The following is a 9,636-nucleotide window of genomic DNA, read 5'->3' on the forward strand; positions in this document are numbered from 1 at the left end:
TAGGGGTCCCCAAATTGTGCCAAAGGCACAATTTGGGGGTTACCGGATGTCCGGTGGTTCTGTTGTGACCTGGACGCCGTGCCCGCCGTTGCCGTCGTAACCGGCACCGTCATAGGCGGCCTTGTCGTAGGCAGGATTGTCATGGCCGGAGGTGCTGTAGCCGGGGGCGTCGTAGGTGGGCCAGGCCGCGACGGGAAACGCTCCCGTGCCGGTGGAGCCGGGCTGCGGGCCCCGTACCGGCTGGCCCGCAGGCGGACGAGGTGCGGACAGCTGATGGGCCGCCAACGGAGGTGCCGAGGAAGGAGCCGTCACCGGGTGTGCCCCAGTCGTACGGGCATCGGGATGATATCCCCCCACGGACGGCGCGGGAGCCTGCGGCGGCGGCAGCACTGCCATCCGTTCCGGCACGGTGGCGATCTGCGCGTCCGGCCCGGTCAGGGCGATCCGCACGTGCCGACGGCCGACCTCACCGTAGAACGTCCCGGGGGCGACGAGCACACCCACCGTGGCCAGCGCGTCCACGGTGGCCCACGCGTCCTCGCCGCGAGTCGCCCACAGGTAGAGCCCGGCCTCGCTGTGTTCGATCGTGAAACCGGCGACCGCCAGCGCCGCCGCGAGCACGGCCCGGCGGTTGGCGTAACGCGCCCGCTGCTCGGCGACGTGCATGTCGTCGGCCAGGGCGGCCGTCATCGCGGCCTGGACCGGTGTGGGCACCATCGCGCCCGCGTGCCGGCGGACCTCCAGCAGGCCCGCCACCAGCCGGGGATCCCCGGTGACGAACCCGGCCCGGTAGCCGGCGAGGTTCGACCGTTTCGACAGCGAGTGGACGGCGAGCAGCCCCTCGTGCGAGCCGCCGCAGACGTCCGGGTGCAGCACCGAGACGGGACGGGCCTCCCAGCCCAGCTCGATGTAGCACTCGTCGCTGGCGACGACGATGCCGCGCTCCCGCGCCCAGCCGATGACGGCGCGCATCTCGTCCACGGTCAGTACCCGCCCGGACGGGTTGGCCGGGGTGTTCAGCCACACCAGCCCCACGCCGTCCGCCGGGCCCAGGACCGGTTCGCACCGGGCCAGCAGAGCCCCGACCTCGTATGTCGGGTAGGCCGGAGCCGGGATCCAGACCCGGTCCCCCGGGCCGAGCCCGAGCTGGCCGGGCAGCTGCGCGACCAGCTCCTTCGTCCCGATCACCGGCAGCACGGCGGACGGGTCGACGATCACGCCCAGCCGGCGCGCCAGCCAGCCGGCGGCGGCATCCCGCAGCTCGGGCGTGCCGGCGGTCGTCGGATAGCCCGGCGCGTTGGCCGCCGCGGCCAGGGCATGCTGGACGACCAGCGGTGTCGCGTCCACCGGTGTGCCGACGGAGAGGTCGACCAGCCCGTACGGGTGGGCACGGGCCTTCTCCGCGAACGGGGCCAGCGCGTCCCAGGGGAAGTCAGGCAGCCGCACGCGGCGGTGACGGGCCTGCCGAAGCCCGGTGGCCGCGGCAGGCCCCACGGACCCGGTCAGGACTCAGCCTGCGGCGCCAACGCGGCGACGCTGGGCGGGTCGAAGTCGAGCGCCCCCACCTTCGACGCCCCGCCCGGCGAGCCGAGCTCCTCGAAGAACAGGGCGTTCGAGTCCGAGAAGCCCTTCCACTGGTCAGGCACGTCGTCCTCGTAGTAAATGGCCTCCACCGGACAGACGGGCTCGCACGCTCCGCAGTCGACGCACTCGTCAGGCTGGATGTAAAGCATCCGTCCGCCCTCGTAGATGCAGTCGACCGGGCACTCCTCAATGCAGGCCTTGTCCTTCACATCGACGCAAGGCTCCGCGATGACGTAGGTCACCGGTTGTTCCTCCTCGGCTCACGGGCGACTGATTCCCTAGTATCGACCTGAACGGTTCCGTGTCGACACCAAGGGCGTTCGCTTGTCGTGTATGTCGTCCGTATCACTCCTGCTGACACCGGCGCCAGGGTATCGATCCGCCGACGGGCCGCCGGGCCCCTGCCACTGACCGACGTCGTGGGGGAGCTGCTGTCCTGGGCCGATCGCTGCCTGACGATACGCACCAGGGACGGTTCTATCGTGAGAGTCGCCGAAACAGATCTGGTCGCCGGGCGGCGGGTCCCGCCACAGCCGGTACGCCGGTCCAGCTCGGGGCAGGCCGCGGGGCAGACGGAGGCGAACCCGCAATGACTGTACGGACACGACGCCAGTTTGCTGAAACCGTCCGGCAGGAGCCCGTCGATCTCGGGCTGGCCTGCCTGCTGATCGCGGCCGAGGCCGAGGCCGGCCTCGACCCGGCGCGGGAGCTCGCCCAGCTGGACGCGCTGGCCGCGCAGACCGGCCGGCTCGCCGATGCCACCGCTCGGGACCCCGACAGCGCTGGCGGCGCCGGTGGCGCGGCCGCCGGCACGGCGGAAGGGCCGGCCGCCGGCCAGACGCTCGCCGGCCTGGACGTGCGCACCGCCGCCGAGATCCTGCGGCAGTCGCTCGGGGTACGAGGCGGATTCCACGGTGACCCCGCGGACTATGACAGCCTGTCCTCCTCTCTGCTCAGCTCGGTGCTCCGCCGCCGGCGCGGCCTGCCGATCATGCTGTCCGTGGTCTGGGTGGAGGTCGCCCGCCGCCTCGGGATCCCGGCCTATCCCGTCGGGCTGCCCGGACACGTCATCGTCGGTATCGGCTCGCCCGGCCGCAACGTCCTGGTCGACCCGTTCTGCGGCGGCCGGCTGATCACGGTGCACGAGGCCGCGGAACGGGTCCGCTCCACCGGGGCGCCGTTCACCCGCGCGTACCTCGCGCCGATGGGCCCGGTGGACCTGCTGATGCGGGTGCTGGGCAACATCCGGGTCTGGGCGGCCCGGACGGAGGCCACCACGACACGGCTGTGGGCCGTCGAGCTGTCCCTGCTGCTGCCCCACCACCCGGTGCACCTGCGCCGGGAGCGCGGGGAGCTGCGCGTGCGTCTCGGCGACTTCCTGGGCGGCGCCGAGGATCTCACGGCGTTCGCCGACGCGGTCGGGCCGCTGGAGCCGGCCGCCGCGGCGGCCGCCCGCGAGGCCGCGCATGCCGCCCGGGCGCGCCTGAACTGACCCAGCTCCTGAAGCAGGCCCTGGGCTGGCCCCGAGGCTGGCCCAGGGCTGGCCCCGAGCTGGGCTCAACGGGCCCGGAGCCGGGCTCGGCCAACTCCGGGGCGAAGCCCGGGAAGGCGGGAAGCCGGGAAGCCGGGAAGCCGGCGGGGCCGAAGGACCGGCCGTGTCCGGACCGGGCCGGGCCGCGGCGGTCACCGGCCGCGCGGGCCGGGCAGCGGCACGGCGGACAGGCCGCGCGGCGGCAGCCCGATCATCGCCACGACCACCGGCGCGAGCGCGCCGAGGACCATGAACAGGTATCCGGCGGCCTTGGCCTGCAGCAGCAGGTCCCCCTCGGGACGCGCGGCGGCCAGCCACAGCACGACCGGCACCCAGCCGGCCAGCGGGATCACGGCGCCGAGCCGGGTGCCGGTCAGCCAGCGCGCCAGCACCGCCAGGCCCGTGTTCCCGACCACGGCGACGGCGACGCCGACCGACAGCAGCACCCCGCCGGTACGCGGGCCCGCGGGCACGAGGAACACCCCGTAGAGGCCGAGCCCAAGCCCCCCGAAGGCACCGAACGTGTAGGCCGAGCCCAGGAACAGGCGGGACATTTCAAGATCTTCACCGGCCATGTGCCCCCCGCCCGCGCGACCGCCCCGGCCATCCCGGCCATCCCGGCCATGTCCCGCCCCGCTCGCCCGACCGGCTCGGCGATCAGTCACGGACATCGAGATCCACCCCCGCGAACAGGTCGGTCTCCCGCCCGTACGGCCCGGCGCCCGGCCCGCGCCTGCCCCGGGTGAGGACGTAGTGCTCGGTACCCCACGCACGATGGCCGGTACCGTCCGCCAGCGCGAAGAAGAAGCCGTCCGTCGTCATCTGGGTGGCGTGCGCCCGCATCGCCGCGACCTTCGCCTCATAGTAGGGATTCGCCTCGATCTCGGTGGTGACGGCCTCGTCCGGCACCGTCATCGGCACGTCCTCGGCCGACTCCACCCCGGCGAGCAGCTCCTGGCCGGTGCCCGCCGAGCGGAAGTAGTCGATCCCGGCCTGGAGCACCGAGCGCGGCATGGCTGTCTCGTACAGTTTCAGCGGCTGCCACGGCGGGCCGGCCTCGGGTGCGAAGCCCGGGTCGGCCGCCGCGTCGAACGCGCGCACGGTGGCCTGATGGGCGCGGATGTGGTCGGGATGCCCGTAGCCGCCGTTCGCGTCGTAGCTGACGAGCACCTGCGGGCGGACCTCCCGGACGATGCCGACGAGCGCGGCGGTGACGACGTCGAGGTCGGCCCGCCACAGGCAGCGGGGGTCGTCGTTGCCCGGGGTCCCCATCATGCCGCTGTCCCGCCAGCGGCCGGCCCCGCCGAGGAAGCGCTGGTCGCTGACGCCGAGCGCCGCGCAGGCCGCGGCCAGCTCCCCCATCCGGTACCCGCCGAGCTGGTCGCCGAGATCCGACCGCAGGTTGGCCAGCCCCGGGACGAGCACCTCGCCCATCTCCCCCAGCGTGCAGGTGACCAGGGTGACCGCGGTGTCCGGCGCCGCCGCGTAGGACGCCATGGTCACGCCCGTACCGATCACCTCGTCATCGGGATGCGCGTGCACGAACACGATCCGCCGCGCCGGCGGCCCGGCCGGACGGCGGGCGGACACCGTATCTCCGGGGAGGCGACTGGCGACGTCCCCGGGAGCGTCCCCCGGGATATCCGCACCGATGGCATTCACATCGACGACCGTACGAGATCGACGACCGCGGGCGGGGCAGGGTGTGTCCAGCTCGATCAGTCGGTGCCGCCAACCGCTGCTGCCAGCCGGCGCCGTCAGCCACCGCCCTGCCCGCTGCCCACAGCCACCTGGCTGCTCCCGTCGGGCTGCCCGGCCGGGCTCGGGACGCTCCATGGCAGCCGGAAACCGCCCTCGCACAGGCCGTAGCCGAGCGTGCCGTCGGCCAGGCGGTACTCCATCATCTGCTCACAGATCACGAACGAGTCCTGGGGCAGCAACCAGCTGAACAGCGGCCGGGCGGTGAAACCGGACGTCCGCCCCTTCTCGTCGGTGAACGCCCAGTCCATTCGCGAGACCTGGAAGGGGCCGGGCGCGTACTCGTTGTGATCGTCGATACGGGTGACGCGCAGCCACTGCCGGCCGTCGTGGAACATCCGCATGTAGGCGTCGGCGCCCCCGGTCGACACGCCGTGGACGCCGGCGAACGCCGTGCCGTCGTCAAAGACCGGCCAGGCGAGACGGTAGTGCCGGACACCGTCCCAGTTACGGACACCAGCGGCGACGTCACGAAACCCGCTGCCGGCGACCTCGGTCCGCCTGCCCCGGACGGTGACCTGCCCGGCGACCGTGCAGGGGCCCTCCAGATGGACCTGGGCCATCTCCCGGGCGAACGAGCCCTCCGCGTCCCGGGTCAGGGCGATGCAGTCGGCAAGCGGGTAGATCGTGTCCCACCGCAGATCGAGGCCGAAGTCGCCTTCGGCGAACGTCACCCGGGTGCTCGACAGCGGGGACAGCGACCGCACGTGCACACCCGCCAGGGTGACGCCCTTCTCCGGGCGGTCGTCGGTGTAGGGCAGGGTGAGGTTCGTGCGGACGAAGACCGGCAGGCCGTCCCGGAAGACGATCAGCCAGTTGTTGGCGTGCCGCTGGTTCTCCAGCAGACCCATCCGGACGAAGCAGCCGATGCGGGTCCGCGGGTCGTAGAAGTTCAGGTAGTAGCTCTGGTTCCACAGAGGCTGGTTGTCGTCCGAGACGACACCCTCGAAGCGTGCGAGATCGGCACTCATGACGTTTCCTTCGGCTCGTACTCCGTCCGCGGAACGGTCATCGACAGGACAGGACCGGGACCGGACAGGACAGGACGCGGACAGCAGGCACGGACGGGACGGCTGGGCCGGTCGGGGCCACGGATCGGCCCAGCGGTCATGGCCGGGACGCCGGGACGCCGGGACGCGTAAGGCCGGCGCCGGGTGACCAGGTGGGGGCTTTATCCGGTGGCAGCGGCCGTCCCGAGGAGGCTGTCGAGGGACGGCAGGCTCGACGGGTCCTGCTCGAACCCCTGGGGCAGGACCCACGCCCGCTCCCGGAGGAGCTGATCGCGGGACATGGTCAGTACCTCGTGCCATACCGCGTCGCGGCAGGGCGCGGCGGCGGCGTCGGCAAAGACGGTGTCGACGACGGCGCCCGCGACGGCCCGTAGCTGGCGGACGGTGTCCACCAGCTCGGCGGGGTCGGCCTTCGCGCGTTCCAGGACGTCTCTGCCGGCCCGCGCGTCCGCGGCGAGACGGGTGATCAGATCCGACGTCCGCGGCCCCCCGCTCGCCACCCCCGCGAGCTGTTCGGCGAAGTCGGTCAGCCGCTGTAGCTCGTCGCGGTCGAACTGGAACTGCAGGGGTAACCGCTCGGCCATCAGCAGGAGGGTGCCGACCACCACCTGGGCCTGTTCCTGGGCCATCTGGTTGGCCGGGTCGACCGCGGGCAGGACAACCTCCGTCATTGCCCTGATAATCGTCCGGAGCTGGGTGTCAGGGCGCACCATCATTGTCAGAAACCTTTCTCGAGAAGCATGCGTATCTCGTCCAGCAACAGACTCCCAATCCCGATCAGCCAGGCTACGAGAACGTCCTGGTGCGTTTTCCCACCGCGAGCGATCCGATATCCCGTCCCGAGCGTCAGGGCAGCGAGGAAGAACGCGTTGTATATCTTGTAGAAATGCAGCCGGCGGGGGTCGACGGTGAGCCCCGACGCCTTCTCGTACGCCTCGTAGAGCTCGTCGGGCGGCAGCAGGCCGCTGGCCAGGAAGGTGGCGCCGTCCTCCGCGAGGTGACCGAAGACGGGGGTGGCCAGGTAGGCGAGGTCCTGGTGGCGGTCGCCGAGCCGGCCGAGTTCCCAGTCCAGCAACGCCGTGATGCGGGCGTCGGCCTCGGTGAACAGGTAGTTCCCCGCCCGGTAGTCGCCGTGGACGACGCAGATGCGGTCGGCCGGCGGCATGTTCTGGCGCATCCAGTGGGCGGCGAGGTTCATCAGGGGCACCTCCTCGCCGCAGTCCTCCTCCCAGACGCGGGCCCACCAGTTCAGGCCCCATTCCACGCTCTGCGTCCCGGCCTGCGGGACGTCAAATGCGCCGAGCTGCGCGCCGCTGAAGTCGAACGTGTGGACGGCGGCGAGGTGCTCGACGAACTGCGAGGCCAGCGGGCCGCGCAACGCGGGCCCGAAGTTGATGCCGAGCCCGCTGACACCGCTGGTCGCCGTCGAGGGCCTGGTCGCCCCCGGCGCGAAACCGTAGATCAGTGCCGGATAGGGCAGGTGGCTGCCGTCCGCGTCGACCCAGTACGCCGGGGGCACCGGCACGACCCCCCGCATGGCCCTGATCAGCTGGAACTCCCGTAATCGGCTGGTCTCGACGATCGACTCGGCCGGTTCCATCCGCAGGACCATCGGTGTCCGGGTGCGGCCGACACCCGGTTCGACCCAGTCGAGGGTGAAGGCCATCTGCACCTTCGACGCGCCGCCGGTCAGCCAGCGGGTGTCGAGGACGGTGAAGGGCTCGTCGAGTTCGTCGTGCAGCAGCGCCTCCACACCGGCCCGCAGCGTGGCCAGGGACTGCGGCGCATAACCCGGGCCGGCGCGTCGCCCGAGCCGACGGGTGAGAATCGCGTCGATCTCCCTCTCGGTGGTGTAGCGGCCACGCAGATCTTCGATCCAGGCCGGCTGGGGCGCGTTTTTGTCATGGCCCCGGGGTAGGATTTTTTCAGCGGTCAGCATGCGGGCCCCCGCATCGTCGGGTATGTGTTCCCACGCGGCGGGAAAGGTTTTCACCTGCTTCGGCCGCGCCGGTTTTCCTGTTGGCAGGAATTGTGGCGGAGCACGATCGGTGCGCCAATATCCGGCACTGGCAAGGCTGCGGGACGGGCGTCACCCGGACCGCCAGCGACGACCGGCGGTATCCCGCGGCGCGGGGGTGGGCTGTCCCGAACGGAGCAGGGGAGCCGGCAGAAGGGACAAGCTTGATGTGACGTACACCACTTCTCACCGGAGAAACTGTTACGCTCGGCCGATGCCCGGGAAGCGCGACACGGAGCCCGCGTTAGACGCTCCGAAACCGGCCGAGTACGCATCCGCCACGGAAGCGATCCAGCGCTGCGCACACGAACTGCTGCTGCGCTCCACCGAGATCGCCGCCGAGATCACCGAACAGGTTCTCGCCGGCCAGCCGACCCTGGTACCGAACCGGACGCCGGCGGCCGTCGACGCGGTGCGCGAGAGCACCGACCAGAACGTCGGTGCGATCTTCTCCACGCTGGCCTTCGGCATCCCGGCCACGGCGATCGAGCCGCCCCTGGGCGCCCGCAACCTGCTGCGCCACTCGATCCTCGGCGGCGGGGACGTCACCGACCTGCTGCGCGCCTACCACTACGGCCACGGGCTGCTCTGGCAGATGTGGAGCGCCCACGTCGGCGAACGGGTGGCCGACCTCGACCTGCTGCGCGAGGTCCTGTCGCTGTCCTCCCAGCACATCTTCACGTTCGTCGACCACTCCTGCGCGCACCTGGTCGACGAGTACCACGCCGAGTTCGGCGGGCACGTCCCGCGTGTCTTCCAGCACCGCGCGCCCAGCGACCTCATCTGTGAGCTCGTCGCCGACGACCCGGTGGACGAGATCGCGGTGAGCTCACTGCTCCGCTACGACGTGCGGGCCCATCACGTGGCAATGGTGCTCGCGCCGACCGGCGCCGGTGGCGACGTCCGGCGCGCGCTGGACGACCTGGGCGCCGCGGCCGCGTCAGCGGTGCTCACGCTGCCGGTGGGCGACGGCACGTGGTGGGCCTGGTTCGGCTGGCCGGCCCGGCCGGACGAGGACACCCTGGCCAGGATCGCGGCTACTCCGCTGGTCGGAACGCTCGGCGGCATGGGATCCGTGGGACGGGGCCGGGCCGGGTTCCGCCGGTCCCACTACCAGGCCCGCGATGCCGAGCGCGTCGCACGGCTGAGCGGGCAGGCCGGCGCCGGCGTGGTCCGGCACCGTGACGTCGAACTCGCCGCGCTGCTGTGCGCCGACCCCGGGCGCGCCCAGCGGCTCGCGGACGAACGTCTCGGCGCCCTCGGCCGCCGCAACGAGGACTGCCGGCGGCTGCGCGAAACGCTGCTGACGTTCCTTTCCCAGGGATGCAGCAGAACACGCACCGCCCGGCTGCTGCACGTGCACCACAAGACGGTCAGCTACCGGCTCGCACAGGCCAAGGAACTGCTGGGCAGACCGCTGTCCGAGGACATCCTCGAGCTCGGCGCGGCCCTCCTCATCGAACACACCCTCCACAGCGGCTGACGCTTTGACTGATATTTCGATATTGTCCGCTTTGATCCCTATATATCATGATGTGCTATGATTAATTATGATTTGGTGCACGCCAGCGCGTTCCCCCGGCGTGGCACGGCCTCCTGGCGACTGCGGTTTCCCGCTGCCGTCCGGGTACCGTCGCGGACACGGCATGTTGTACGGCACGGTCAGCCACGGCCAAGTGGAGATCAGCCGGTCGGGAAAGCAGCATGACGACCGAACCGACCTAGCCCGCAGGCCC

Annotated in this window: 10 protein-coding genes; 3 read left to right on the plus strand and 7 right to left on the minus strand. The window is 71.6% G+C overall.

The genetic code is table 11. The annotated features are described in order from the left end of the window. Nucleotides 1-39: 39 nt before the first annotated feature. Entirely contained in the window at nt 40-1,446 is a 1,407-nt protein-coding gene (dapC, locus tag AC5LUJ_RS11220) for a succinyldiaminopimelate transaminase (RefSeq protein ID WP_445548254.1), read from the minus strand. Nucleotides 1,447-1,502: 56 nt separating this feature from the next. Then, nucleotides 1,503-1,826 carry a ferredoxin gene (gene fdxA / locus AC5LUJ_RS11225; protein ID WP_250283594.1) on the minus strand — a complete coding sequence of 108 codons (324 nt, stop codon included), beginning with the start codon at nt 1,824-1,826 and terminating at the stop codon, nt 1,503-1,505. 87 nt (nt 1,827-1,913) lie between these two features. On the opposite strand from fdxA, the gene AC5LUJ_RS11230 reads away from it, so the two are divergent. Both AC5LUJ_RS11230 and AC5LUJ_RS11235 read left to right on the plus strand, forming a co-directional pair. Further along, a complete protein-coding gene (locus tag AC5LUJ_RS11230; RefSeq protein WP_445548253.1) occupies nt 1,914-2,177 on the plus strand; it encodes a putative acetyltransferase in 264 nt (87 codons plus the stop codon). After that, nucleotides 2,174-3,076 carry a transglutaminase family protein gene (locus tag AC5LUJ_RS11235; protein WP_250283593.1) on the plus strand — a complete coding sequence of 301 codons (903 nt, stop codon included), beginning with the start codon at nt 2,174-2,176 and terminating at the stop codon, nt 3,074-3,076. Before AC5LUJ_RS11230 ends, AC5LUJ_RS11235 begins: the two co-directional genes overlap by 4 nt. A gap of 191 nt (nt 3,077-3,267) precedes the next feature. Here AC5LUJ_RS11235 and AC5LUJ_RS11240 read toward each other — a convergent pair whose 3' ends face one another. The 5 genes from AC5LUJ_RS11240 to AC5LUJ_RS11260 all read right to left on the minus strand — a co-directional run bounded on the left by AC5LUJ_RS11240 (nt 3,268) and on the right by AC5LUJ_RS11260 (nt 7,822). Then, a complete protein-coding gene (locus AC5LUJ_RS11240; RefSeq protein WP_445548252.1) occupies nt 3,268-3,669 on the minus strand; it encodes a DUF6113 family protein in 402 nt (133 codons plus the stop codon). A 103-nt stretch (nt 3,670-3,772) separates the two neighbouring features. Beyond that, nucleotides 3,773-4,663, minus strand: a complete 891-nt coding sequence (gene mshB, locus AC5LUJ_RS11245; protein WP_493464907.1) for an N-acetyl-1-D-myo-inositol-2-amino-2-deoxy-alpha-D-glucopyranoside deacetylase — start codon at nt 4,661-4,663, stop codon at nt 3,773-3,775. A 209-nt stretch (nt 4,664-4,872) separates the two neighbouring features. Next, the gene (locus AC5LUJ_RS11250; RefSeq protein ID WP_250283588.1) at nt 4,873-5,844 is read right to left on the minus strand and encodes a DUF7064 domain-containing protein; all 972 of its coding nucleotides are present in this window, start codon (nt 5,842-5,844) and stop codon (nt 4,873-4,875) included. A gap of 200 nt (nt 5,845-6,044) precedes the next feature. Further along, nucleotides 6,045-6,599, minus strand: coding sequence for a hypothetical protein (locus AC5LUJ_RS11255; protein ID WP_493464906.1), 555 nt, complete (start codon nt 6,597-6,599; stop codon nt 6,045-6,047). Nucleotides 6,600-6,601: 2 nt separating this feature from the next. Next, nucleotides 6,602-7,822, minus strand: a complete 1,221-nt coding sequence (locus AC5LUJ_RS11260) for a phosphotransferase family protein (protein WP_250283584.1) — start codon at nt 7,820-7,822, stop codon at nt 6,602-6,604. 292 nt (nt 7,823-8,114) lie between these two features. On the opposite strand from AC5LUJ_RS11260, the gene AC5LUJ_RS11265 reads away from it, so the two are divergent. Further along, entirely contained in the window at nt 8,115-9,383 is a 1,269-nt protein-coding gene (locus tag AC5LUJ_RS11265; RefSeq protein ID WP_250283582.1) for a PucR family transcriptional regulator, read from the plus strand. Nucleotides 9,384-9,636: the final 253 nt, after the last annotated feature.

The organism is Protofrankia sp. CiP1_Cm_nod3, from assembly GCF_982290655.1.

Bases quoted from the DNA above. Each gene is read 5' to 3' on its own strand.
- AC5LUJ_RS11235 (WP_250283593.1), top strand. From the start codon at position 2,174: ATGACTGTACGGACACGACGCCAGTTTGCTGAAACCGTCCGGCAGGAG.
- AC5LUJ_RS11240 (WP_445548252.1), bottom strand. From the start codon at position 3,669: ATGTCCCGCCTGTTCCTGGGCTCGGCCTACACGTTCGGTGCCTTCGGG.
- AC5LUJ_RS11260 (WP_250283584.1), bottom strand. From the start codon at position 7,822: ATGCTGACCGCTGAAAAAATCCTACCCCGGGGCCATGACAAAAACGCG.
- AC5LUJ_RS11250 (WP_250283588.1), bottom strand. From the start codon at position 5,844: ATGAGTGCCGATCTCGCACGCTTCGAGGGTGTCGTCTCGGACGACAAC.
- AC5LUJ_RS11255 (WP_493464906.1), bottom strand. From the start codon at position 6,599: ATGATGGTGCGCCCTGACACCCAGCTCCGGACGATTATCAGGGCAATG.
- AC5LUJ_RS11265 (WP_250283582.1), top strand. From the start codon at position 8,115: ATGCCCGGGAAGCGCGACACGGAGCCCGCGTTAGACGCTCCGAAACCG.